The following is a 22,166-nucleotide window of genomic DNA, read 5'->3' on the forward strand; positions in this document are numbered from 1 at the left end:
ACTCCCGACCCCGAACGGTCAGATTCCGAAGTTGGCGCGATAGGTTTCCACGGCAGGCAGGTGTTTCTTCAGCTCGGCGTCGCCAGCCAGGTACTCCAGTACCTGCTCCAGGGAAACGATGCTGACCACCGGCATGCCGAAGTCACGCTCTACTTCCTGTATAGCCGAGAGTTCGCCCTGACCGCGTTCCTGACGGTTCAGTGCGATCAGCACACCGGCCGCCTGGGCCTTCTGCGCCTGGATGATCTGCATGACTTCGCGGATCGCCGTACCGGCAGTGATCACGTCATCGATGATCAGCACGCGGCCTTCCAGCGGCGCGCCAACCAGGGTGCCGCCTTCGCCGTGATCCTTGGCTTCCTTGCGATTGAAGCACCACGGGATGTCGATCTGATGATGCTCGGCCAGCGCCACGGCAGTGGCAGCCGCCAGCGGAATTCCCTTGTAGGCCGGGCCGAACAGCACATCGAATGGAATGCCACTGTCGACCACAGCGGCCGCATAGAATCGGCCGAGCTGGGCCAGGGCAAGACCGCTGTTGAACAGGCCGGCATTGAAGAAATAGGGGCTGGTACGCCCTGACTTGAGAGTGAACTCACCGAAACGCAGAACCCCGCGCTCGATGGCAAAGCGAATGAAATCGCGCTGGTACGCCTGCATGAAAAGCCTCGGACGGCACGGATTTAGCTAAAAAGAAAGAGCTCGGGTATCATACACGCACGTGTTTTTGGGGGCCATTTATGCGGATCATCAGTGTGAACGTGAATGGTATTCAGGCAGCAGCCGAGCGGGGTCTCCTCAGCTGGCTGCAAGCCCAGAATGCCGACGTGATCTGCCTGCAAGACACACGTGCCTCCGCCTTCGACCTGGACGACCCTGCCTTCCAACTGGATGGTTATTTCCTCTATGCCGGCGATGCCGAAGTGCCTGCCCAAGGTGGCGTGGCACTCTATTCGCGGTTGCAACCCAAGGCGGTGATCTGGGGACTCGGCTTCGAGTCCTGCGATCGGTACGGACGCTACCTGCAGGCAGATTTCGACAAAGTGAGCATCGCCTCCCTGCTGCTGCCCTCCGGGCAAGGCGGGGACGAGAACCTGAACCACAAGTTCAAGTTCATGGACGACCTCACCCATTATCTGAACAAACAGCGCCGCAAGCGCCGCGAGTACATCTATTGCAGCTCGCTGTACGTCGCGCACCAGAAGCTGGACGTGAAGAACTGGCGCGACTGCCAGCAGATTCCGGGCTTCCTGGCGCCCGAACGCGCCTGGATGGACGAAGTGTTCGGCAACATGGGCTACGTCGATGCCCTGCGCGAAGTCAGCCGCGAAGGCGACCAGTTCAGCTGGTGGCCGGACAGCGAGCAGGCCGAGATGCTCAACCTCGGCTGGCGCTTCGACTATCAGATGCTGACGCCGGGCCTGCGCCGCTTCGTGCGCAGCGCCAAGCTGCCGCGTCAGCCGCGCTTCTCCCAGCACGCGCCACTGATCGTCGACTACGACTGGATGCTTAGCGTGTGACGCCGGGCAGGAAAAAGCCGGCTTTCGAGCCGGCTTTTTCCTGTCCCGCCGTTCGGCCTATTTCACCAGCCGCCAGCAGAAGGGATAGCGATAGGCCTGTCCTTCGTTTGCCTTGATCCCGGCGATGATGGTCAGCACCAGCGCACCGATGCTCACCAGGCCGAGCAGCGGAAAGCCGATCACCACCAGCATCAGCAGGAAGCACAGCACCACGGCCAACGCCACGGTGATCTGGAAGTTCAGCGCTTCCTTGCCCTGGGCATCGACGAAGGGATCGAGGTCCTTCTTGATCTGCCACACGATCAGCGGACCCAGCAGGTTGCCAAAGGGGAACACCAGGCCGAGGAAGGCGGAGAAGTGGCAGAACATCGCCCACTGCCGGACTTCCCGGGTAGGTTCCCGATACTCGGTTGGCTCGTCCATTCCAGCACCTCCTCGTGCAATTGCGGCGTCAGTCGGCCAGGGCGGCGCTCTGCAGCTCAAACAGATCGTTCAGACCCTTGCGCGCCAGTCCGAGCATGGCATTCAGCTCTTCCGGCTGGAAGGGGGTACCCTCGGCGGTGCCCTGGACTTCGATGAAGCCGCCGGCATTGGTCATGACCACGTTCAGGTCGGTTTCGGCGGCGGCGTCTTCCAGGTAGTCCAGGTCCAGCACCGGCTCGCCCTGATAGATACCCACGGACACCGCGGCGACCATCTGCTTCAGCGGCTCGCCCTTCAGGGAACCACGCTTCTTCAGCACCTTCAGCGCATCCACCAGGGCCACCATGGCGCCAGTGATGGACGCGGTGCGGGTGCCACCGTCGGCCTGGATCACATCGCAATCCAGATAGATGGTGTTCTCGCCCAGCTTGGTCATGTCCAGCGCAGCGCGCAGCGAGCGGCCGATCAGGCGCTGGATTTCCAGGGTGCGGCCGCCCTGCTTGCCGCGGCTGGCTTCGCGCTGGTTACGTTCACCGGTGGCGCGCGGCAGCATGCCATATTCGGCGGTCAGCCAGCCCTGGCCCTGCCCCTTGAGGAAGCGCGGCACGCCGGCTTCGACGCTGGCCGTGCAGATCACTTTGGTATCCCCGAACTCCACCAGCACCGAGCCTTCGGCGTGCTTGGTGTAGTTGCGGGTGATGCGGATCGGGCGCAGCTGATCGGCCGCGCGGCCACTGGGACGTTTCATCGGGGCTTACCTGTTCGGGAGAAATCTGCACGCCATTATAGAGGCCCGACGGCATGGGGGACATCGCCGCGTTGGGAGGCACGGTCTGCCTGGGCTACAATCCCCTGCTTTGATCGTCGAAACCGAGAAGAGGAAACCCCATGGTGCACAGCATGACCGCCTTCGCCCGCGTCGAACGGGCCGGCCCCCACGGCACCCTGAGCTGGGAACTGCGCTCGGTGAACCACCGCTACCTCGAACCCCACCTGCGCCTGCCGGAAGCCTTCCGCGACCTCGAAGGCCCGGTGCGCGAGGCCCTGCGCCAGGGCCTGTCGCGCGGCAAGGTGGAATGCACCCTGCGCATGGCCGAAGAAAGCACCGGCAAGCCGCTGCAGGTGGACCGCGAACGCGCCAGCCAGTTGATCCAGGCCGCCAAGAGCATCGCCGCGCTGATCCAGCAACCGGCCCCGCTCAACCCCCTGGAAGTCCTCGCCTGGCCGGGTGTGCTGGTGGCCGATGCCGCCGATCCGCAAGCACTCAACGCTGCCGCCATGGAAGCCTTCGCCCAGGCCCTCGCGGAACTGAAGAACGGCCGCTCCCGCGAAGGTGCCGAACTGGCCCGCCTGCTCAATGAGCGCCTGGATGCCATGCAGGAGGAAGTCACCGCCCTGCGCGCGCTGGTTCCGCAGATGCTCGCCGCCCAGCGCCAGAAGATCCTCGACCGCTTCAACGAGATGAAGGCCGAACTGGACCCGCAACGCCTGGAACAGGAAATGGTGCTGCTGGCGCAGAAGAGTGATGTCGCCGAAGAGCTGGACCGCCTCGGCACCCACATCAACGAAGTCCGCCGCGTGCTCAAGGCCGGCGGTGCTGCCGGTCGCCGCCTGGACTTCCTGATGCAGGAGCTCAACCGCGAAGCCAATACCCTGGGCTCCAAGGCCTTCGACCCGCGCAGCACCCAGGCTGCGGTCAACCTCAAGGTGTTGATCGAGCAGATGCGCGAACAAGTCCAGAACATCGAGTAAGAGAACGCCCCATGACCGCTACCCCCGGCACCCTGTACATCATTTCCGCCCCCTCCGGCGCCGGCAAGACCAGCCTGGTCAAGGCGCTGATCGACGCCGAGCCGAACATCCGCGTCTCGGTATCCCACACCACCCGCGGCATGCGCCCCGGCGAAGTGGACGGCGTGAACTACAACTTCGTCTCCCGCGAAAAGTTCGTGCACATGCTCGAACACGGCGACTTCCTCGAGCATGCCGAAGTCTTCGGCAACCTCTACGGCACATCTCAGAGCTGGGTCCTGCAGACCCTGGCCGAAGGCCATGACCTGATCCTGGAGATCGACTGGCAGGGCGCCCAGCAGGTCCGCCACCTGATGCCCATGGCCAAGTCGATCTTCATCCTGCCGCCGAGCCAGGAAGCCCTGCGCCAGCGCCTGGACAACCGCGGCCAGGACAGCAACGAGATCATCGAGCGCCGCATGCGCGAAGCCGTCAGCGAAATGAGCCACTACGTCGAGTACGACTACCTGGTGATCAACGACGACTTCGCCACCGCCCTGGACGATCTCAAGGCCATTTTCCGCGCCAACCAGCTGCTTCACGCTCCCCAGCAGGTCCGTCACGGCGCCCTGCTCGCGCGTCTGCTCGAATAAACGCGCAGGCGTCTATCACGGCGATAGCTGGCTCCCTGGCCAGCCTTGAGCCAAACTCCACCAGAGGAGCGCCGAAAATCGGCGCTTCCCTAAATGGTGGCGATTTTTTAGACTATCCAGTCCGCTCGCCCGATCCGGGCAAAGTATCAGCCACCCATTTCGTGCTACGAGGAACACCATGGCCCGCGTTACCGTTGAAGATTGCCTGGAAAACGTCGACAACCGCTTCGAGCTGGTCATGCTCGCCACCAAGCGTTCCCGTCAGCTGGCCACCGGCGGCAAGGAGCCGAAGGTAGCCTGGGAAAACGACAAGCCGACCGTAGTCGCCCTGCGCGAAATCGCTGCCGGCCTGGTCGACTACGAAGTTGTCGCCCAGGAAGACATCGTTGAAGAAGAGCCGCTGTTCGCCGCATTCGAGGACGAGGCCAACGAGGCCCTCTGATCTTATGCCTGGTCGACGTCGCACGGCGCAGGATAACGAAGGCCGGCAAGGAGATATAACTTGCCGAGCATAGACGCCCTTGCCGAACGGCTTTCGACCTATCTCGGCGCCGACCAGGTCAACCTGGTGCGCCGAGCCTACTTCTACGCCGAGCAGGCGCACGACGGCCAGCGCCGTCGCAGCGGTGAAGCCTATGTCACCCACCCGCTCGCCGTAGCCAGCATCCTCGCCGACATGCACATGGACCATCAGAGCCTGATGGCCGCAATGCTGCATGACGTGATCGAAGACACCGGCATCGCCAAGGAAGCCCTCTGCGGGCAATTCGGCGAAACCGTCGCGGAGCTGGTGGACGGGGTCAGCAAGCTGACCCAGATGAACTTCGAGTCCAAGGCCGAAGCCCAGGCCGAGAACTTCCAGAAGATGGCCATGGCCATGGCCCGCGACATTCGCGTGATCCTGGTCAAGCTGGCCGACCGCCTGCACAACATGCGCACCCTGGAGGTGCTGTCCGGCGAGAAGCGCCGGCGCATCGCCAAGGAAACCCTGGAAATCTACGCCCCCATCGCCAACCGGCTGGGCATGCACAGCATGCGCGTGGAATTCGAGGACCTCGGCTTCAAGGCGATGCACCCGATGCGCTCCGAGCGCATCCGCGCCGCAGTCCGCCGCGCCCGCGGCAACCGCAAGGAAATCGTCAACAAGATCGAGGAATCGCTGACCAACTGCCTGCGTCGCGAGGGCATGGAAGGCGAGGTCATCGGCCGCGAGAAGCACCTCTACAGCATCTACAAGAAGATGCGCGGCAAGCGCCGGGCGTTCAACGAGATCATGGACGTCTACGCCTTCCGCATCATCGTCGACAAGGTCGACACCTGCTACCGCGTGCTCGGCGCCGTGCACAACCTGTACAAGCCGCTGCCCGGCCGCTTCAAGGACTACATCGCGATTCCCAAGGCCAACGGCTACCAGTCGCTGCATACCACCCTGTTCGGCATGCACGGCGTGCCCATCGAGATCCAGATCCGCACCCGCGAAATGGAAGAGATGGCCAACAACGGCATCGCCGCCCACTGGCTGTACAAGTCCACCGAGGACGACCAGCCCAGGGGCACCCATGCCCGCGCCCGCCAGTGGGTCAAGGGCATCCTGGAACTGCAGCAACGTGCCGGCAACTCCCTGGAATTCATCGAGAGCGTGAAGATCGACCTCTTCCCCGACGAGGTCTACGTGTTCACGCCCAAGGGCCGCATCATGGAGCTGCCGAAAGGCTCCACCGCGGTCGACTTCGCCTACGCCGTGCACACCGACGTCGGCAACACCTGCATCGCCTGCCGCATCAACCGCCGCCTGGCGCCGCTGTCCGAACCGCTGCAGAGCGGCGAGACGGTCGAGATCGTCACCGCGCCGGGCGCCCGACCGAATCCGGCCTGGCTGAATTTCGTCGTCACCGGCAAGGCACGCACCCACATCCGCCACGCCCTCAAGCAACAGCGCCGCTCCGAGTCCATCAGCCTCGGCGAGCGCCTGCTGAACAAGGCCCTGGCCGGCTTCGAGAGCCACCTGGACAAGATCAGCCCCGAGCGCATCCAGGCCGTCCTCGGCGAATACCGCCTGGACGTGATCGAAGACCTGCTCGAAGACGTCGGCCTGGGCAATCGCATGGCCTACGTGGTCGCCCGCCGCCTGCTGGCCAGCGACGGCGAGCAGTTGCCGAGCCCCGAAGGTCCGCTGGCGATCCGTGGCACCGAGGGCCTGGTGCTGAGCTACGCCAAGTGCTGCACGCCGATCCCGGGCGACCCCATCGTCGGCCACCTGTCCGCTGGCAAGGGCATGGTGGTGCACCTGGAGAACTGCAAGAACATCAGCGAAATCCGGCACAACCCGGAGAAATGCATCCAGCTGTCCTGGGCCAAGGACGTCGCCGGCGAGTTCAATGTCGAGCTGCGCGTGGAGCTGGAACACCAGCGCGGCCTGATTGCCCTGCTCGCCAGCAGCGTCAATGCCGCCGATGGCAATATCGAGAAGATCAGCATGGACGAGCGCGATGGCCGCATCAGCGTGGTCCAGCTGGTGGTCAGTGTGCATGACCGTGTGCATCTGGCCCGCGTGATCAAGAAGCTGCGCGCGCTCAAGGGGGTGGTCCGCATCACCCGCGTGCGGGCGTAGCCGATCCCAAGAGCCCCAAGGAGTTCTCATGAGCAAGACCGTTATCAGCAGCGACAAGGCCCCCGCCGCCATCGGCACTTACTCCCAGGCCATCAAGGCCGGCAACACCGTCTACATGTCCGGTCAGATCCCGCTGGACCCGAAAACCATGGAACTGGTCGAAGGCTTCGAAGCCCAGACCGTGCAGGTGTTCGAAAACCTGAAGGCCGTGGCCGAAGCCGCCGGCGGCTCCTTCAAGGACATCGTCAAGCTGAACATCTTCCTGACCGACCTGTCCCACTTCGCCAAGGTCAACGAAGTCATGGGTCGTTACTTCGAGCAGCCCTACCCGGCCCGCGCCGCCATCGGCGTTGCCGCCCTGCCGCGCGGCGCCCAGGTGGAAATGGACGCCATCCTGGTCCTCGAATAATTCGTCACCGCCACGGGCCGTCCGGCCCGTGGTATTCGTTCCGGAAGGAATCCGAAATGCGTCAAACCCTCCCCCTGCTGCTTTGCGCGGCCATTCTTGGCGGCTGCTCCAGCACCCCGTCGGACCCCAGCGGCATCTGGATCAACCAGGCGGCGATCAATGCCGCGGCGAAGGAAGGCAAGCTACGCGAATCCCTGCTCGCCTACGGCCCGAACCTGGAATGGCAGATCGACCAGAAGACCGGCGAAGCCCACTACAGCAATGGCTTCGAGCTGGGTGAAGGCCACCTCGCGGCCCAGGAAGACGGCAACTGGCGGGTGGACTTCTACGGCGACTACCACGAAGTGCTGGAAGTGGACGGCGATGAGCTGGTGCAACAGGCCAGCGAAAACCTCCCCGAGCAGCGTTTCGTCCACCCGGAAACTGCTCCGGCAGAAGGTGCCCCACCGGGCAGCGCCTTCGAGCACGCCCTCTACTCCGCCTACCTGGGCGGCGACTGGAAAATCATAGAAGGCCAGGGCCAGGGCGGCCTGGTCAGGTTCAACGCTGATGGCAGCCTGGAAGGCCTGCCGGGCGCGGATCGCTACGCCCTCTGCCTGGCTGGCGACTGTGCAGCGATGAGCGGCGAAAACGACAGCATCTGGCTGCAACAGGGCAACCGGGGCGCTGCCTGGATCTTCGTCCACGACGGCGACGAACTGGAAATCCTCGAAGCCCGCAACCGCGCCCAGATCGACGAAATGCCCGAATACTTCCCCGGCAAGCGCGCCTGGCTACTGGAGCGCGACTGAGCCCGGACCGGCTGACCTTTCTTCGCTCGGACTCGTAGGGTGCGCTACGCGCATCGACTTCGGGGTCGGTTTCGGCACTTCATCAAACCGCTGGCGCTGCCGAGTCGATCGCGAGCAGAGCTCGCTCCTACGTGCTGACCAGCAGCCCCAGCATGCGCCTGGCGTCCATCCTCAGGGCTCGCCGAGGATCGCCGCGTAGCCTTCGCGGTAGCTCGGGTAGCGCGGCGCCCAGCCCAGGGCGCGGGCGCGGGCATTGCTGCAGCGCTTGCTACCGGAACGGCGCACGGTGGACTCCTCGACCCACTCGGTCACCCCCATCCGCTCCCGCAGCCAGCCCACCACTTCGTGCAGCGGCGCCGGCGCATCGTCGACGCCGATGTAGCAATCCTCAAGCGCCACGCCGTCGGCGTCAGCCTTGAGCAGATGGACCAGGAGCCCGGCGCAATCGTCGACGTGGATACGGTTGGCGTAGAGCGGCGGCTCACTCACTACCCGGTAGCCCATGCGCACCTGCTTGAGCAGCCATTCGCGTCCGGGGCCGTAGATCCCGGTCAGGCGCACCAGCGTCGCGGGGATGCCGCTGCCCAGGGCGATGCGCTCGGCTTCCAGCATCACGCTACCGGAGAAGCTCTCGGCTTCGGCGGGCGACGTTTCGTCGATCCACTCACCATCGCGCTGGCCATAGACGCCGCTGCTGGAGACGAACAGCAGGCGGCGCGGCTTCTGCCCGTGCCCGGCCAGCCAGCCGAGGACGTGGCGCAGGCCCTCGACATAGGCAGCGCGGTAGCCCGCTTCGTCATGCCGGGAAGCCGCCACGCAGTAAACCAGGTAATCCAGCGGCCCCTGCGGCCAGGCGGGCGGACAGGCGGGCTGCTCCAGGTCACCGGCCACCGGCAGGACACCCGCCGGCAGCGCTGTGACCTGGCGACGCAAGCCATGGACGGTCCAGCCGGCCTGCAGCATCTGCTGCGCCAGGCGGCTGCCGACATCGCCACAACCGGCGATCAGGAGAGAAGGGCTATCTGACATCGGGGAGGCTCCGGAAAAGTCTTCAGGATAGGGGCACTACCGGCTATCGCCAAATCGGTCAGGGAGGTCGGGAGAAATACCGGATTGTAGTGCCGCTGCTATGAAGTCACTTTTACAAACAAGAATTACTTGCAATAATGCGAACCCTTCGGTCCAGGCCGACGCTCCAGCGCCGATGGACGAAACCGCCTCCTTTCCTTCAGGTCCGGCCAGCATGAACTCCAACGCCCGCAACGCTCAGCCCAACACCGCCGCCCGCCCGCCACGCCTGCTCGCGGCCCTGGTGATCAGCCTGATGCTGACGCCCAACGCTTCCTTCGCCGAGGAACCGGCCGCCCAGTCCGTCCCGGCTACCGCCAGCCAGGCTGCCGCTCCGGCACCTGCCGCTGACGCCGCCAACGCGCCTGCCGACGTCCCGGCCAACGCTGCCCCGGCCAGCGCTGACGCTCCGGCCGTCGACGCTGCCGCCCAGGCCCCGAACGCCCTGCCGGCCGATCCGCTGGCAGCCGAGGCAGAAGGCGAGCAGCTACTGGCCCACGACCTGTCGCCCTGGGGCATGTACCAGAACGCCGATATCGTGGTGAAGGCCGTGATGATCGGCCTGGCCCTCGCTTCCGTCCTGACCTGGACCGTGTGGATCGCCAAGGGCTTCGAGCTGATCGCCGCCAAGCGCCGCCTGCGTCGGGAACTGGCCACCCTGAAGTCCGCCCGCACCCTGAACGAGGCCGGCGACAAGGTCAGCAACGGCAACTGCGTGTCCCGCCTGCTGGTACAGGACGCCCAGGAAGAGCTGAAGCTCTCCACCAATACCCGCGAGAAGGAAGGCATCAAGGAGCGCGTCAGCTTCCGCCTCGAGCGCCTGGTCGCCGCCAGCGGCCGACAGATGAGCCAGGGCACTGGCGTGCTCGCCACCATTGGCTCCACCGCACCTTTCGTCGGCCTGTTCGGCACCGTCTGGGGCATCATGAACAGCTTCATCGGCATCGCCAAATCCCAGACCACCAACCTCGCCGTGGTCGCCCCCGGTATCGCCGAAGCCCTGCTGGCCACCGCCCTCGGCCTGGTCGCGGCGATCCCCGCCGTGGTGATCTACAACGTGTTCGCCCGCTCCATCGCCGGCTACAAGGCGCAGGTGGCCGACGCCTCCGCCCAGGTCCTGCTGCTGGTCAGCCGCGACCTCGACCACCAGCCGGCCGACCGTGGCCAGTCTCCGCAAATGGCAAAAGTGGGCTGATCCATGGGAATCCATCTGAACGAAGGTGGCGATGATCTCCAGGAAACCCACGAGATCAACGTCACCCCCTTCATCGACGTGATGCTGGTGCTGCTGATCATCTTCATGGTCGCAGCTCCCCTGGCGACGGTCGACATCAAGGTCGACCTCCCCGCCTCCACCGCCAAGCCCGCGCCGAGGCCAGACAAGCCGATCTACCTGAGCATCAAGGAAGACAAGAGCCTGTACCTGGATAACGAGCAGGTCACCGAGGAGCAACTGGGCGGCGTGCTGGACAAGCTGACCAACTCCGACAAGGACAAGACCATCTTCGTCCGTGGCGACAAGGTGGTGGAGTACGGTCGCCTGATGGAAGTCATGGACACCCTGCGCGGTGCCGGCTACCTGAAGATCGGCCTGGTAGGGCTCGAGACGGTCGGCGCTAAATGATCCAGGGCAAACGCAAGCTGTCGCATTGGGGCGTCAGCCTGGTCGTGGTGCTCGGCCTGCACCTCGGCCTCGGCCTCTGGGCGCTCTACTGGCGTCCCCATGCCGAGCCGATCGAGCTGCCGCCGGCGGCCATGATCGTGGAGCTGGAGCCGCTGCCGGCCCCTGCGCCCAAGCCGGCGCCTCCGCCGCCGCCCCAGGTCGAACCCGAACCCGAGCCGCTGCCCAAACTGGTCGAAGCGCCGAAGCCGAAGATCGCCATCGCGCCCAAGCCCAAGCCGAAACCCAGGCCGCCGAAGCCGAAGCCGCCGGAACCCAAGCCTGAAAAGCCGCAGGAAACCGAGAGCGTGAAGGAAAGCGTCGCCGCGCCGACAACGCCGGCTCCGAGCGACAGCAAGCCAGCGGCTCAGCAGCAGGCCGCAGCCAGCGCGCCGTCCAACGCCAAGCCGACCTGGCAGAGCAAGCTGCTCAGCCACCTGGCCCGCTACAAGCGTTATCCGGATGACGCCCGTCGTCGCGGTTTCGAAGGGGTCAACCGCCTGCGCTTCGTGGTCGACGGTCAAGGCAAGGTGATCTCCTACTCCCTGGTCGGCAAATCCGGCAGCGCCTCGCTGGATCGCGCCACCCTGGAGATGATCCGTCGCGCCCAGCCGCTGCCGCCACCCCCACCGGAACTGCTCAACAACGGCTCCCTGGAAGTGGTCGCGCCCTTCGTCTACTCGCTCGACCGCCGCTGATTTCCAAGCGTCTGCGCACCTCGCGCAGGCGCTTGGTTCCATTGACTCCAGCCGCTATGCTTGCGGCATCTCAATGGAAAAATGCTATGACCCTCACCGAACTGCGCTACATAGTCACCCTCGCCCAGGAACAGCATTTCGGCCGTGCCGCCGAGCGCTGCCACGTGAGCCAGCCGACCCTGTCGGTCGGGGTGAAGAAGCTGGAAGACGAGCTCGGCGTGCTCATCTTCGAGCGCAGCAAGAGCGCGGTACGCCTGACTCCGGTCGGTGAAGGCATCGTCACCCAGGCGCAGAAGGTGCTGGAACAGGCCCAGGGCATCCGCGAGATGGCCCAGGCCGGCAAGAACCAGCTCGCCGCACCGCTCAAGGTGGGCGCCATCTACACCGTTGGCCCCTACCTCTTCCCGCATCTGATTCCGCAGCTGCACCGGGTCGCCCCGCAGATGCCGCTGTATATCGAAGAGAACTTCACCCACGTCCTGCGCGACAAGCTGCGCACCGGCGAGCTGGACGCAATCATCATCGCCCTGCCCTTCGCCGAAGCCGACGTGCTGACCAAGCCGCTCTACGACGAACCCTTCTACGTACTTCTGCCGTCCGGCCACCCCTGGACCGCCCGCGAGTCCATCGACAGCGAGATGCTCAACGACAAGAGCCTGCTGCTGCTGGGCGAGGGCCACTGCTTCCGCGACCAGGTGCTGGAAGCCTGCCCGAGCCTGCGCAAGGGCGGTGAAGACAGCGCCAAGCACACCACGGTGGAATCCAGCTCCCTGGAAACCATCCGCCACATGGTCGCCTCGGGCCTGGGCGTATCGATCCTGCCGTTCTCGGCGGTAGACAGCCATCACTACGCCCCCGGCGTGATCGAGATCCGCCCGCTGACGCCGCCCGTGCCTTTCCGCACCGTGGCCATCGCCTGGCGCGCCAGCTTCCCGCGCCCGCGCGCCATCGAAGTGCTGGCGGACTCCATCCGCCTCTGCTCCGTGGCCCAGCCGACAACCCAGGGCGAACCGCAGCCGGCATGACCGAACTGGCGCAAGTCCCGGTCACCGTACTCAAGGGCGTGGGCGCCGCCCTGGCGGAAAAGCTCGCCAAGGTGGGCCTGGAAAACCTGCAGGACATCCTCTTCCACCTGCCCACCCGCTATCAGGACCGCACCCGCATCACCCCCATCGGTGAGCTGCGCCCCGGCCAGGACGCGGTGGTGGAAGGCATTGTCGCCGGCACCGATGTCGTCATGGGCCGCCGCCGCAGCCTGCTGGTGCGCCTGCAGGACGGCAGCGGAACGCTCTCCCTGCGCTTCTTCCACTTCAGCCAGGCGCAGAAGGAAGGCCTCAAGCGCGGCACCCAGTTGCGCTGCTACGGCGAAGTCCGCCCCGGCGCCACCGGCCTGGAGATCTACCACCCGGAATACCGCTCCCTAAGCGGCGATGAACCACCGCCGGTGGAGCAGACCCTGACACCGATCTACCCCTCCACCGAAGGCCTCACCCAGCAGCGCCTGCGCAGCCTCAGCCAGCTCGCACTGGCTCGCCTCGGCCCCCAGAGCCTGCCCGACTGGCTGCCCAGGGAGCTGGCGCGCGACTACCACCTGGGCTCGCTGGACGAAGCGATCCGTTACCTGCACCGGCCACCGCCGGATGCTGATCTGGAGGAGCTCGCCGAAGGCCGGCACTGGGCCCAGCAGCGCCTGGCCTTCGAAGAACTGCTGACCCACCAGCTGTCCCTGCAGCGCCTGCGAGAAAGTCTCCGGGCCCAGCACGCGCCGCAGCTGCCGCCCGCGCGCAAGCTGCCGAAGCAGTATCTGGCCAACCTTGGCTTCCAGCCCACCGGCGCCCAGCAGCGGGTCGGTGCGGAAATCGCCTATGACCTGGCACAGCAGGAACCCATGCTGCGCCTGGTGCAGGGCGACGTCGGCGCCGGCAAGACGGTGGTCGCCGCCCTTGCCGCCTTGCAAGCCCTGGAGGCCGGCTACCAGGTGGCGCTGATGGCGCCCACCGAAATCCTCGCCGAGCAGCACTTCCTGAACTTCAGCAAGTGGCTGCAGCCACTGGGCATCGAGGTCGCCTGGCTCGCCGGCAAGCTCAAGGGCAAGGCCCGAGCTGCTGCCCTGGAGCAGATCGCCGGTGGCACGCCCATGGTGGTCGGCACCCACGCGCTGTTCCAGGACGAGGTGAAGTTCAAGCGCCTGGCCCTGGTGATCATCGACGAGCAGCACCGCTTCGGTGTCCAGCAGCGCCTGGCCCTGCGCCAGAAAGGCGTGGACGGCCGCCTCTGCCCGCACCAGCTGATCATGACCGCCACGCCCATTCCGCGGACCCTGGCCATGAGCGCCTACGCCGACCTGGATACCTCCATCCTCGACGAGCTGCCCCCCGGCCGCACCCCGGTGAACACCGTGCTGGTGGCCGACAGCCGCCGCATCGAGGTGATCGAGCGGGTCCGCGCCGCATGCCACGAAGGGCGCCAGGCCTATTGGGTCTGCACCCTGATCGAAGAGTCCGAAGAGCTGACCTGCCAGGCGGCGGAAACCACCTTCGAAGAACTCTCGTCGGCGCTGGGCGAACTGCGCGTGGGCTTGATTCACGGGCGCATGAAGGCCGCCGAAAAGGCCGAGGTGATGGCCGAGTTCAAGGCCGGCGCCCTGCAACTGCTGGTGGCTACCACCGTGATCGAGGTGGGCGTGGACGTGCCCAATGCCAGCCTGATGATCATCGAGAACCCCGAGCGCCTTGGTCTGGCCCAGTTGCACCAGCTACGCGGGCGGGTTGGCCGGGGCAGCGCCGCCAGCCACTGTGTGCTGCTCTATCACGCACCATTGTCGCAACTCGGCCGTGAACGCCTGGCGATCATGCGCGAGACCTGCGACGGCTTCGTCATCGCCGAGAAGGACCTGGAACTGCGCGGGCCCGGCGAGATGCTCGGCACCCGCCAGACCGGCCTGCTGCAATTCAAGGTGGCCGACCTGATGCGCGACGCCGACCTGCTGCCAGCCGTGCGCGACGCGGCCCAGGCACTAATGGCCCATTGGCCTCAGCATGTCAGTCCACTATTGGAGCGTTGGCTGCGCCACGGCCAGCAGTACGGACAAGTGTGATGCAGTTCACGGCCTGACCGTCGCCTCTCCCCGACCACTGCCCGGCTGCTCGTTATACTCCGCGCAGAAAATTCAAAGCTGGATGCTGCCATGACCGAAGTCGCCCTAGCCCCGGATTCCTCGCCACAACCGCCCGAAGTGATAGTGCAGCTACTCGAGAAGCTCGGGCTGGCCTTTCAGGTGCGTCTGGAGCATCCAGGGCTGTCTGCTGCGCAGCGGGTCCAGTCGGTGCTGCTTGAAGACGCCGTTGGCGCCCTCCTGGTGCTCTTCCCGCGCAGCCAGCTGCTGGACCTGAACCGCCTCGCCGAACTCACCGGCCGCAAGCTGGTGGCGGTCAAGCCCGAGCGCCTCGAACGCATGCTCGGCAAGCACCAGCTGGGCACCCTGCCGGGACTGCCACCGCTGAGCAGCTCGCCATGCCTGTATGACGAGCGCCTGCTGCAGGAGCCGCGCCTGCTGGTGGAGTCCGGCCAACCCGGCGTTCTACTGGAGCTGGCCAGCGAGGACTACCGCAGACTGCTGACCAAGGCCAGCGCCGCACGCTTCGGCGAACCCCTGGCGGGTATCCGCCCGAACCTCGACCGTCCGGCCGACGACCGCGCCGAGATTTCCCAGGCCGTGCAGGCCTTCACCGCCCGCCGTATCCAGCAGCGCCTGGAAGAAACCATCGAGATTCCGCCACTGGCCGAATCCGCGCAGAAGATCATCAAGCTCAGGGTCGACCCCAACGCAACCGTGGAAGACATCACCGGCGTGGTGGAAACCGACCCGGCCCTTGCCGCCCAGGTGGTCAGCTGGGCGGCTTCGCCCTACTACGCCGCCCCCGGCAAGATCCGCTCGGTGGAAGACGCCATCGTGCGCGTGCTCGGCTTCGACCTGGTGATCAACCTTGCCCTTGGCCTGGCTCTGGGCAAATCCCTGAGCCTGCCCAAGGACCAGCCACAGCAAGCCACCCCGTACTGGCAGCAGGCGATCTACACCGCCGCGGTGATCGAGGGCCTGACCCGCGCCATGCCGCGCGCCCAGCGTCCCGAGACCGGCCTGACCTACCTCGCCGGCCTGCTGCACAACTTCGGCTACCTGGTGCTGGCCCACGTTTTCCCGCCGCATTTCTCGCTGATCTGCCGGCACCTGGAGGTCAACCCGCACCTCTCCCACAGCTACGTCGAGCAGCATCTGCTGGGCATCACCCGCGAGCAGATCGGCAGCTGGCTGATGCGCTTCTGGGACATGCCGGAGGAGCTCTACACCGCCCTGCGCTTCCAGCACGACCCCGACTACCAGGGCGATAATGCCGCGTACCCCAACCTGGTGTGCCTGGCCGTCAGCCTGCTGCGCAATCGGGGCATCGGTTCCGGCCCGGAAGTGGCGATCCCCGACGACCTGTTCGACGCCCTGGGTATCAGCCGCGAGAAAGCGGACGACGCGGTGAACAAGGTGCTACAGGCGGAAGTCGCGCTGCGCGAACTGGCTTCCCACCTCAACGCGCCGCGCTGATCCCGCGGGCATGAAAAAGGGGCGCCAGTGGCGCCCCTTTTTCATTAGGGCTTCTTGTGGGCGAATTCATTCGCGATTGAAATCGCCCACAGGCCGGTCGAATTGGCCCACACAATCAGGCGGCCTTCTTCTCCACAGCCTTTTTCTTCGGCACCAGATGCTTGGTCAGCCCCTGGAACCAGATCACCAGAGCCGGGTTTCCCTGGATCTGGATGTCCTTGTTCTGGATGCCCTGCATGAAGGCGAGCTGCTTGTTCTTCGCGCTCATGGTGGCGAAACCGTAGGCGCCGTCCTTGAAACCGATGGCGAAGGCGGGCGCGCTGGCGAGGCCGCGTTTGCTGACGACGCGCAGGTTCCGGACGATGAAGTGACGGGCGATCTTGCCGTCCAGGGTGTGCAGCTGGAACACCAGGTCCTTGCCCGCCAGCTGCTGCTGGAACTCGGCATTGTCACGGCTGGCCTTGGCCATCAGGCGACCCAGCATCCAGAGAAGAAAGCGGAATTTCATGCGCGCACGGCCTCGAAGGATGGAGAAAACGGCGCATTGTAGCGGTTTGCCGGCAGGACTACAGCCAGCTGAGGGCGGGTATGCCGAGGGGGCGGGTGAACTGCCCGGAACCTCCCCGGTTCCGGGCAGGAGAAGCTCAGTTCACGGCTTCTTTCAGCGACTTGCCTGGTTTGAAGGCAACGGTGTTGCTGGCCTTGATCTTCACCGGCTGGCCAGTCTGCGGGTTCTTGCCGGTGCGGGCCCCACGGTGACGTTGCAGGAAGGTGCCGAAGCCCACCAGCGTCACGCTGTCCTTGCGGTTCAGCGCGTTGGTGATTTCTTCCAGCACCGCATTAAGTACGCGATTGGCCTGATCCTTGGTGAGATCGGCCTTTTCGGCGATAGCGGCGGCGAGTTCCGGTTTACGCATAGATGCCTCTTTGACGGTTTGTTGTTTTTGTGTCCGTGCTGTTCCTCCAGAACAGCGCCCAAGGCGCCGCAACGGCTCTGCGCTGCGGCAGACCACGGGAGGATGGCACGCCGATTGGCACTCCGCCAGTGTCCTCGGCAGGAATTGCGAAAGAACAGAAGGATTATTCCGACAGAAGGGCTGACATTTACGCCAGCAATGGCGGTAGCTCGCGGTTCAGGGCCAGTTTTTCCTGCACTGCAGCACCGGTCAGGGCGTAGCCGAGCAGGCGACCGGTAGCGTCGCGGCAGAGCGCCTTGATGTCCGAGCCAGAGCCTTCCACCGTCCAGTTCCCCTCCAGGCCCCGAGGCGGCGGCGATACCACCAGCGGGCACACCGGCGTCTTCACCGTCACCGGCATCGGGCCATAGGCCACTGCCGTGGGATTGCCCGCCAGGGTCTTGGCCAGGGCGCGGGCACAGGCCATCAGCGGCATCACATAGAGCAGGTTGAGACCGTCCACCTCGGCGCAATCGCCCAGGGCGTAGACATTGCTGTGGGAAGTGCGCAACTCGCGGTCCACCACCACGCCGCGATTCACCGCCAGGCCCGCGGCGACGGCCATTTCGGTGCGCGGGCGCAGGCCCACGGCGGACACCACCAGGTCGCAGCTGATGCGGGTGCCGTCGGAAAGCAGTGCATCAAGGCCGTTCTCGCCATGATCCAGACGCGCCAGCACCGGCCCCAGGTGGAAGCGCGCCCCCAGGCTTTCCAGCCCGGCCTGCACGGCCGCCGCGGCTGCCGGATGCAGCAGGCGCGGCATCACCTGTTCGCAAGGTGCCACCAGTTCCACTTCCAGGCCACCCAGGCTGAGGTCATTGGCGAACTCGCAGCCGATCAGGCCAGCGCCGAGGATCAGCACCCGGCGCTTGCCGGCGGATGCGGCGCGGAAGCGTGCGTAGTCTTCCAGATCGTTGATCGGGAAGATCGCATCCTGGGCGTCGCCTTCCACCGGCACGCGGATGGTGTCCGCGCCCCAGGCCAGCACCAGGTCGCGATAGGACACGGCCTCTTCGCCGATCCACAGGCGCTTGTTGCCCGGATCGATACCGGTAATCCGGGTATGGGTGCGGATTCCCGCCTTGAGCTGCTCGGCCATGGCGCCGGCCTCGGCCATGGCCAGGCCGTCGGCGTCCTTGTTCTTGCCGAAACCGGTGGACAGCATGGGCTTGGAGTAGGAGCGGCCATCGTCGGCGCTGATCAGCAGCAGCGGCGTTTCGCTGTCCAGCTTGCGAAACTCCTTGGCCAGGTTGTAACCGGCCAGGCCGGTGCCGACTATCACCACGGGTGCATGCATTGCTCACTCCTGCTCGTGAAACGACTCGACGGCCCACGGGCCGTCGCTTGAATGGGGTTGGATGGCGGGGAGGATCAGGCGATTTCGATCATCTCGAAATCGATCTTGCCGACGCCACAATCGGGGCAGCACCAGTCCGGCGGGATGTCTTCCCAGCGCGTACCGGGCGCGATGCCCTCCTCGGGCAGCCCTTCGGCCTCGTCGTAGATGAAACCGCAAACAATGCATTGCCACTTGCGCATGACCACCTCCGCCGTCGCGGATACCGTACTGAACCTACTCCAATCGACCGGCGCCCGCCAAGGACCGCCGGACCAGTCCAGACAGAGGATAGGCCGAACCTGCGGACACGAAAAAGCCGGCTCTGCAGACCAGGTTCATGCCATCGCGCTGGATCCCGCGACGCTGCCCCCGCCTGCCGGCCGGCTTTGCGGATCGGGCGATCAGTTGATTTCGATCATCTCGAAATCCAGCTTGCCCACGCCGCAGTCCGGGCAGATCCAGTCCTGCGGGACGTCTTCCCAGCGGGTGCCGGCAGCGATGCCGTCATCCGGCCAGCCCAGGGACTCGTCGTAGACCAGACCACATACCACGCATTGCCACTTCTTCATCGTTACTACCTCGTCGATCAGGCGTCGCTCCAGAGCCGCAGCCTCTGGCGGGCTTTCCGGACATGTCAGTGCCGCTTTGTACTGGTTCATCCGCCTGTGGGCAAGAGGCAGCCGACAGCCATCGGCCGTGCTAATCTGCGCCGTCTTCCACCGTCCAAGCCCCGCCTGTGCCCCACGCCGCCCTTGCCCATCCGCCCCGCTGGCTGACCGCCTCCCAGCTTCATCCCGCCCCCTGCGCCGCTGTCCGCGACTGGCTGTTCGACCAGGGTTCGCTGACCCGGCGGCTGACCGCCCTGTCGAACGACGCCTTCAGCGTCACCCCGCTGGAAGAAGGCTGGCAAACCCTGCGCGCCGATGAGTGCCTGGCCCTGGGCATCCCCGCCGGCAGCCAGGGCTGGGTACGCGAGGTCTACCTGCGCGGCCACGGCGAGATCTGGGTGTTCGCCCGCAGCGTGGCGGCACGCAGTGCCCTGGAAGGCTCGGGACTGGACCTGCACCAGCTCGGCAGCCGTTCCCTGGGCGAGCTGCTGTTCAGCGACCGCGCCTTCGACCGGGGCGCCATCGAGGTCACCCGCTATCCGGCGCCGCTGCTGCCGGCCGCGGTGCGCGACGATCGCCTCTGGGCACGCCGTTCGTGCTTCTCGCGAGGCGAACTGGGGGTGCTGGTGGCGGAGATCTTCCTCCCCGCGCTGTGGCGCGAGGCGGGTGTCGAGGCCGTATAATCGGCCGCTTCGATGGGAGAGCCGCCGATGTATCTCACGCTGTTGCAATCGCTGAACCGCCTGCATCCCCGCGCCATGGACTTCATTCAGCTGACCCGGCTGGACAAGCCCATCGGCATCTACCTGCTGCTCTGGCCCACGCTGTGGGCGCTGTGGATCGCCGGTGAAGGCAGCCCCAGCCTGGCCAACCTGGTGATCTTCGTCCTCGGTGTGAACCTGATGCGCGCCGCCGGCTGCGTGATCAACGACTACGCCGACCGCAATTTCGACGGCCATGTCAGCCGCACCCGCGCCCGCCCCCTGGCCAGCGGCCGGGTAACGCCGCGGGAAGCGCTGGTGTTCTTCGCCGTCCTGGTGGCCATCAGCTTCGTGCTGGTGCTGTTCACCAATGCCACGACCATCTGGCTGTCCTTCGGCGGCCTGGCACTGGCCGCCTGCTACCCCTTCATGAAGCGCTACACCTACTACCCGCAGGTGGTGCTGGGCGCGGCCTTCTCCTGGGGCATGCCGATGGCCTTCACCGCCGAGACCGGCGAGCTGCCGGCCGCGGCCTGGCTGCTGTACATCGCCAACCTGCTGTGGACCGTGGCCTACGACACCTACTACGCGATGACCGACCGCGAGGACGACCTGAAGATCGGGGTGAAATCCACCGCAATCCTCTTTGGCGACGCCGACCGCCTGATCATCGCCATCCTCCAGGGCCTGGCGCTGCTCTGCCTGCTGCTGGCGGGCAACCGTTTCGAACTGGGGACCTGCTTCCACCTGGGCCTGGTGGCCGCCGCCGCCTGCTTCGCCTGGGAGTTCCACAGCACCCGCAGCAGGGACCCGCAGGCCTGCTTCAAGGCCTTCCTGCACAACCACTGGGCGGGCCTGGCGATACTCGCCGGCATAGTCGCCGACTACGCGCTGCGCTGAGGCGCAGCGCGCGGATCACCCCCTTTCCTGGCCGGTTGGAGAACGCAGGTCGTTTTCAGCCGGCTAGTACGCTTCGGGCTTGGCGACGTGCCAAACCCCCATCTTGCCGTCGCCGGTCACGTCACCGGCCTTCTTGTCCATGACGAAGGTGTACACCGGCTTGCCGTCGTAGGCCCACTGCATGGAGCCGTCGTCGCGCGTGATCACGCTCCACTCGCCTTCGGCCTTGGCGCCGGCCTCGGCCATCAGCGGCGGCCAGTTCTGCGCGCACTGGCCGTTGCAGGCGGACTTGCCGTCGGAGTCCTTGTCGTAGGTGTAGAGGGTCATGCCGTTCTGATCCACGAGCATGCCGTTCTTCTCCATGGCCGGCTCGGCCGCCAGGCCCATCAGGGGCCAGCTCAGCAGTGCGCCGGCGAGCAACGGAACGAACCGCGGGGAAATTCTTCTCATTTTCTTGCCTCTCCTCGGAATGAACAGCGATAGCCTGGCGGCAGCTGTGATCACGGCTGGAGGTCGCAGCGGAACAGGACGGAGGGAGCCACGAACACCCACCAGGCGATGGGGTCCTGTGCCAGGCTCCGGGCCGCCCCTGATTGGCGGCAGCCTCATTGAGCATAGACGAGGCCGCTGCGCCCGAGTTCCGTGACAATTTGCGCGATACCGCGGGCCGTGCCGGCAAACAGGGGACGGGCACCAGGTGTCACATCACTGCAATAATTCCGTTATCTAATGCGGCGCAAACAGTCATACACCCGACCTTTCCCGAGGCTTGAACATGGTTGGCAAGAACATCCTGATAGTCGACGACGAAGCACCGATTCGCGAGATGATCGCCGTCGCCCTCGAGATGGCCGGCTACGACTGCCTGGAAGCCGAGAACACCCAGCAGGCGCACGCCATCATCGTCGACCGCAAACCCGATCTGATCCTCCTCGACTGGATGCTGCCCGGCACCTCCGGCATCGAACTGGCCCGCCGCCTGAAGCGCGACGACCTAACCAGCGGCATCCCGATCATCATGCTCACCGCCAAGGGTGAAGAGGACAACAAGATCCAGGGCCTGGAAGTGGGCGCCGATGACTACATCACCAAGCCCTTCTCCCCCCGCGAGCTGGTGGCCCGCCTGAAGGCCGTGCTGCGCCGCGCCGGCCCCGGCGACACCGAAGCGCCGATTGCCGTCGGAGGCCTGTTGCTGGACCCGATCAGCCACCGCGTGACCATCGACGGCAAGCCCGCCGAGATCGGGCCCACCGAATACCGCCTGCTGCAGTTCTTCATGACCCACCAGGAACGCGCCTACACCCGCAGCCAACTGCTGGACCAGGTCTGGGGCGGCAACGTCTATGTCGAGGAGCGCACCGTCGACGTGCACATCCGCCGCCTGCGCAAGGCCCTCGGCGAGGTATACGAAAATCTGGTTCAGACCGTTCGTGGCACGGGCTATCGTTTCTCCACCAAAGGCTGACCCCGGGCCCGCGTCGGGCCGAGCACAAGGACGCGACAG

Annotated in this window: 26 protein-coding genes; 16 read left to right on the forward strand and 10 right to left on the reverse strand. The window is 65.6% G+C overall.

The window, feature by feature from the left end; translation table 11 throughout:
* Positions 1-18: 18 nt before the first annotated feature.
* Positions 19-660: an orotate phosphoribosyltransferase gene (gene pyrE / locus ACFW0B_RS05430; protein ID WP_449146922.1), complete on the reverse strand. Its 642-nt coding sequence runs from the start codon at positions 658-660 to the stop codon at positions 19-21.
* Between the two features lie 80 nt (positions 661-740).
* On the opposite strand from pyrE, the gene ACFW0B_RS05435 reads away from it, so the two are divergent.
* Complete coding sequence (locus ACFW0B_RS05435) at positions 741-1,520, forward strand: exodeoxyribonuclease III (protein WP_449146923.1); 780 nt, start codon at positions 741-743, stop codon at positions 1,518-1,520.
* A gap of 57 nt (positions 1,521-1,577) precedes the next feature.
* On the opposite strand, the gene ACFW0B_RS05440 is transcribed toward ACFW0B_RS05435, so the two are convergent.
* Positions 1,578-1,943 carry a DUF4870 domain-containing protein gene (locus tag ACFW0B_RS05440; protein ID WP_449146924.1) on the reverse strand — a complete coding sequence of 122 codons (366 nt, stop codon included), beginning with the start codon at positions 1,941-1,943 and terminating at the stop codon, positions 1,578-1,580.
* A 28-nt stretch (positions 1,944-1,971) separates the two neighbouring features.
* On the reverse strand, positions 1,972-2,691 hold the full coding sequence (gene rph / locus ACFW0B_RS05445; RefSeq protein WP_449146925.1) for a ribonuclease PH: 720 nt from the start codon (positions 2,689-2,691) through the stop codon (positions 1,972-1,974).
* Positions 2,692-2,831: 140 nt separating this feature from the next.
* Between rph and ACFW0B_RS05450 the strand changes: the two genes are divergently transcribed.
* From ACFW0B_RS05450 to ACFW0B_RS05475, 6 genes are all read left to right on the forward strand, one after another.
* The gene (locus ACFW0B_RS05450) at positions 2,832-3,695 is read left to right on the forward strand and encodes a YicC/YloC family endoribonuclease (RefSeq protein WP_449146926.1); all 864 of its coding nucleotides are present in this window, start codon (positions 2,832-2,834) and stop codon (positions 3,693-3,695) included.
* 11 nt (positions 3,696-3,706) lie between these two features.
* Positions 3,707-4,327 (forward strand): guanylate kinase, encoded by a 621-nt coding sequence (gene gmk / locus ACFW0B_RS05455; protein ID WP_449146927.1) that lies wholly within the window; start codon positions 3,707-3,709, stop codon positions 4,325-4,327.
* Between the two features lie 178 nt (positions 4,328-4,505).
* On the forward strand, positions 4,506-4,769 hold the full coding sequence (gene rpoZ, locus ACFW0B_RS05460) for a DNA-directed RNA polymerase subunit omega (RefSeq protein ID WP_151138412.1): 264 nt from the start codon (positions 4,506-4,508) through the stop codon (positions 4,767-4,769).
* Between the two features lie 60 nt (positions 4,770-4,829).
* On the forward strand, positions 4,830-6,938 hold the full coding sequence (gene spoT, locus ACFW0B_RS05465) for a bifunctional GTP diphosphokinase/guanosine-3',5'-bis pyrophosphate 3'-pyrophosphohydrolase (RefSeq protein WP_449146928.1): 2,109 nt from the start codon (positions 4,830-4,832) through the stop codon (positions 6,936-6,938).
* 28 nt (positions 6,939-6,966) lie between these two features.
* Positions 6,967-7,347, forward strand: coding sequence for a RidA family protein (locus tag ACFW0B_RS05470; protein WP_449146929.1), 381 nt, complete (start codon positions 6,967-6,969; stop codon positions 7,345-7,347).
* Between the two features lie 56 nt (positions 7,348-7,403).
* The gene (locus ACFW0B_RS05475; protein WP_449146930.1) at positions 7,404-8,138 is read left to right on the forward strand and encodes a hypothetical protein; all 735 of its coding nucleotides are present in this window, start codon (positions 7,404-7,406) and stop codon (positions 8,136-8,138) included.
* A 171-nt stretch (positions 8,139-8,309) separates the two neighbouring features.
* Here the strand turns inward: ACFW0B_RS05475 and ACFW0B_RS05480 are convergent, their stop codons facing one another.
* Positions 8,310-9,167 (reverse strand): SDR family oxidoreductase, encoded by an 858-nt coding sequence (locus ACFW0B_RS05480; protein WP_449146931.1) that lies wholly within the window; start codon positions 9,165-9,167, stop codon positions 8,310-8,312.
* Positions 9,168-9,381: 214 nt separating this feature from the next.
* On the opposite strand from ACFW0B_RS05480, the gene exbB reads away from it, so the two are divergent.
* From exbB to ACFW0B_RS05510, 6 genes are all read left to right on the forward strand, one after another.
* Positions 9,382-10,401, forward strand: a complete 1,020-nt coding sequence (gene exbB / locus ACFW0B_RS05485; RefSeq protein ID WP_449146932.1) for a tonB-system energizer ExbB — start codon at positions 9,382-9,384, stop codon at positions 10,399-10,401.
* A gap of 3 nt (positions 10,402-10,404) precedes the next feature.
* On the forward strand, positions 10,405-10,830 hold the full coding sequence (gene exbD / locus ACFW0B_RS05490; protein WP_449146933.1) for a TonB system transport protein ExbD: 426 nt from the start codon (positions 10,405-10,407) through the stop codon (positions 10,828-10,830).
* A complete protein-coding gene (locus tag ACFW0B_RS05495) occupies positions 10,827-11,564 on the forward strand; it encodes an energy transducer TonB (protein WP_449146934.1) in 738 nt (245 codons plus the stop codon). The genes exbD and ACFW0B_RS05495 overlap by 4 nt, the downstream gene beginning before the upstream one ends.
* An 86-nt stretch (positions 11,565-11,650) precedes the next feature.
* Positions 11,651-12,589: a hydrogen peroxide-inducible genes activator gene (locus ACFW0B_RS05500; protein WP_449146935.1), complete on the forward strand. Its 939-nt coding sequence runs from the start codon at positions 11,651-11,653 to the stop codon at positions 12,587-12,589.
* Entirely contained in the window at positions 12,586-14,661 is a 2,076-nt protein-coding gene (gene recG / locus ACFW0B_RS05505) for an ATP-dependent DNA helicase RecG (protein ID WP_449146936.1), read from the forward strand. Before ACFW0B_RS05500 ends, recG begins: the two co-directional genes overlap by 4 nt.
* Positions 14,662-14,751: 90 nt before the next feature.
* Entirely contained in the window at positions 14,752-16,158 is a 1,407-nt protein-coding gene (locus tag ACFW0B_RS05510; protein ID WP_449146937.1) for an HDOD domain-containing protein, read from the forward strand.
* 115 nt (positions 16,159-16,273) lie between these two features.
* Here the strand turns inward: ACFW0B_RS05510 and ACFW0B_RS05515 are convergent, their stop codons facing one another.
* From ACFW0B_RS05515 to ACFW0B_RS05535, 5 genes are all read right to left on the reverse strand, one after another.
* The gene (locus ACFW0B_RS05515) at positions 16,274-16,666 is read right to left on the reverse strand and encodes a helicase (RefSeq protein WP_449146938.1); all 393 of its coding nucleotides are present in this window, start codon (positions 16,664-16,666) and stop codon (positions 16,274-16,276) included.
* Between the two features lie 136 nt (positions 16,667-16,802).
* Positions 16,803-17,075, reverse strand: a complete 273-nt coding sequence (locus ACFW0B_RS05520; RefSeq protein WP_016495401.1) for an HU family DNA-binding protein — start codon at positions 17,073-17,075, stop codon at positions 16,803-16,805.
* A 187-nt stretch (positions 17,076-17,262) separates the two neighbouring features.
* Positions 17,263-18,411 (reverse strand): NAD(P)/FAD-dependent oxidoreductase, encoded by a 1,149-nt coding sequence (locus ACFW0B_RS05525; RefSeq protein WP_449146939.1) that lies wholly within the window; start codon positions 18,409-18,411, stop codon positions 17,263-17,265.
* A gap of 74 nt (positions 18,412-18,485) precedes the next feature.
* The gene (locus tag ACFW0B_RS05530; RefSeq protein WP_151138440.1) at positions 18,486-18,653 is read right to left on the reverse strand and encodes a rubredoxin; all 168 of its coding nucleotides are present in this window, start codon (positions 18,651-18,653) and stop codon (positions 18,486-18,488) included.
* A 201-nt stretch (positions 18,654-18,854) separates the two neighbouring features.
* A complete protein-coding gene (locus ACFW0B_RS05535) occupies positions 18,855-19,022 on the reverse strand; it encodes a rubredoxin (protein WP_449146940.1) in 168 nt (55 codons plus the stop codon).
* A gap of 167 nt (positions 19,023-19,189) precedes the next feature.
* Between ACFW0B_RS05535 and ACFW0B_RS05540 the strand changes: the two genes are divergently transcribed.
* Positions 19,190-19,744 (forward strand): chorismate--pyruvate lyase family protein, encoded by a 555-nt coding sequence (locus tag ACFW0B_RS05540; RefSeq protein WP_449146941.1) that lies wholly within the window; start codon positions 19,190-19,192, stop codon positions 19,742-19,744.
* A gap of 27 nt (positions 19,745-19,771) precedes the next feature.
* Entirely contained in the window at positions 19,772-20,662 is an 891-nt protein-coding gene (gene ubiA / locus ACFW0B_RS05545) for a 4-hydroxybenzoate octaprenyltransferase (protein WP_449146942.1), read from the forward strand.
* A 63-nt stretch (positions 20,663-20,725) separates the two neighbouring features.
* Here ubiA and ACFW0B_RS05550 read toward each other — a convergent pair whose 3' ends face one another.
* Positions 20,726-21,112 carry a COG4315 family predicted lipoprotein gene (locus tag ACFW0B_RS05550; RefSeq protein WP_449146943.1) on the reverse strand — a complete coding sequence of 129 codons (387 nt, stop codon included), beginning with the start codon at positions 21,110-21,112 and terminating at the stop codon, positions 20,726-20,728.
* 325 nt (positions 21,113-21,437) lie between these two features.
* Between ACFW0B_RS05550 and phoB the strand changes: the two genes are divergently transcribed.
* A complete protein-coding gene (gene phoB / locus ACFW0B_RS05555) occupies positions 21,438-22,127 on the forward strand; it encodes a phosphate regulon transcriptional regulator PhoB (RefSeq protein ID WP_449146944.1) in 690 nt (229 codons plus the stop codon).
* Positions 22,128-22,166: the final 39 nt, after the last annotated feature.

Origin of the sequence: Metapseudomonas phytobenefica, assembly GCF_043392685.1 — a bacterium.
GTDB lineage: Bacteria > Pseudomonadota > Gammaproteobacteria > Pseudomonadales > Pseudomonadaceae > Metapseudomonas.

What these genes read in the sequence shown, in the direction of transcription:
- exbD (WP_449146933.1), top strand. Translation starts at nt 10,405, where the DNA reads ATGGGAATCCATCTGAACGAAGGTGGCGATGATCTCCAGGAAACCCAC.
- ACFW0B_RS05440 (WP_449146924.1), bottom strand. Translation starts at nt 1,943, where the DNA reads ATGGACGAGCCAACCGAGTATCGGGAACCTACCCGGGAAGTCCGGCAG.
- rpoZ (WP_151138412.1), top strand. Translation starts at nt 4,506, where the DNA reads ATGGCCCGCGTTACCGTTGAAGATTGCCTGGAAAACGTCGACAACCGC.
- recG (WP_449146936.1), top strand. Translation starts at nt 12,586, where the DNA reads ATGACCGAACTGGCGCAAGTCCCGGTCACCGTACTCAAGGGCGTGGGC.
- ACFW0B_RS05515 (WP_449146938.1), bottom strand. Translation starts at nt 16,666, where the DNA reads ATGAAATTCCGCTTTCTTCTCTGGATGCTGGGTCGCCTGATGGCCAAG.
- ACFW0B_RS05475 (WP_449146930.1), top strand. Translation starts at nt 7,404, where the DNA reads ATGCGTCAAACCCTCCCCCTGCTGCTTTGCGCGGCCATTCTTGGCGGC.
- ACFW0B_RS05525 (WP_449146939.1), bottom strand. Translation starts at nt 18,411, where the DNA reads ATGCATGCACCCGTGGTGATAGTCGGCACCGGCCTGGCCGGTTACAAC.
- ACFW0B_RS05550 (WP_449146943.1), bottom strand. Translation starts at nt 21,112, where the DNA reads ATGAGAAGAATTTCCCCGCGGTTCGTTCCGTTGCTCGCCGGCGCACTG.
- ACFW0B_RS05495 (WP_449146934.1), top strand. Translation starts at nt 10,827, where the DNA reads ATGATCCAGGGCAAACGCAAGCTGTCGCATTGGGGCGTCAGCCTGGTC.
- exbB (WP_449146932.1), top strand. Translation starts at nt 9,382, where the DNA reads ATGAACTCCAACGCCCGCAACGCTCAGCCCAACACCGCCGCCCGCCCG.
- ACFW0B_RS05530 (WP_151138440.1), bottom strand. Translation starts at nt 18,653, where the DNA reads ATGCGCAAGTGGCAATGCATTGTTTGCGGTTTCATCTACGACGAGGCC.
- ACFW0B_RS05450 (WP_449146926.1), top strand. Translation starts at nt 2,832, where the DNA reads ATGGTGCACAGCATGACCGCCTTCGCCCGCGTCGAACGGGCCGGCCCC.
- ACFW0B_RS05510 (WP_449146937.1), top strand. Translation starts at nt 14,752, where the DNA reads ATGACCGAAGTCGCCCTAGCCCCGGATTCCTCGCCACAACCGCCCGAA.
- ACFW0B_RS05535 (WP_449146940.1), bottom strand. Translation starts at nt 19,022, where the DNA reads ATGAAGAAGTGGCAATGCGTGGTATGTGGTCTGGTCTACGACGAGTCC.
- ACFW0B_RS05520 (WP_016495401.1), bottom strand. Translation starts at nt 17,075, where the DNA reads ATGCGTAAACCGGAACTCGCCGCCGCTATCGCCGAAAAGGCCGATCTC.
- rph (WP_449146925.1), bottom strand. Translation starts at nt 2,691, where the DNA reads ATGAAACGTCCCAGTGGCCGCGCGGCCGATCAGCTGCGCCCGATCCGC.
- ubiA (WP_449146942.1), top strand. Translation starts at nt 19,772, where the DNA reads ATGTATCTCACGCTGTTGCAATCGCTGAACCGCCTGCATCCCCGCGCC.
- ACFW0B_RS05480 (WP_449146931.1), bottom strand. Translation starts at nt 9,167, where the DNA reads ATGTCAGATAGCCCTTCTCTCCTGATCGCCGGTTGTGGCGATGTCGGC.
- ACFW0B_RS05435 (WP_449146923.1), top strand. Translation starts at nt 741, where the DNA reads ATGCGGATCATCAGTGTGAACGTGAATGGTATTCAGGCAGCAGCCGAG.
- pyrE (WP_449146922.1), bottom strand. Translation starts at nt 660, where the DNA reads ATGCAGGCGTACCAGCGCGATTTCATTCGCTTTGCCATCGAGCGCGGG.
- ACFW0B_RS05500 (WP_449146935.1), top strand. Translation starts at nt 11,651, where the DNA reads ATGACCCTCACCGAACTGCGCTACATAGTCACCCTCGCCCAGGAACAG.
- gmk (WP_449146927.1), top strand. Translation starts at nt 3,707, where the DNA reads ATGACCGCTACCCCCGGCACCCTGTACATCATTTCCGCCCCCTCCGGC.
- phoB (WP_449146944.1), top strand. Translation starts at nt 21,438, where the DNA reads ATGGTTGGCAAGAACATCCTGATAGTCGACGACGAAGCACCGATTCGC.
- ACFW0B_RS05470 (WP_449146929.1), top strand. Translation starts at nt 6,967, where the DNA reads ATGAGCAAGACCGTTATCAGCAGCGACAAGGCCCCCGCCGCCATCGGC.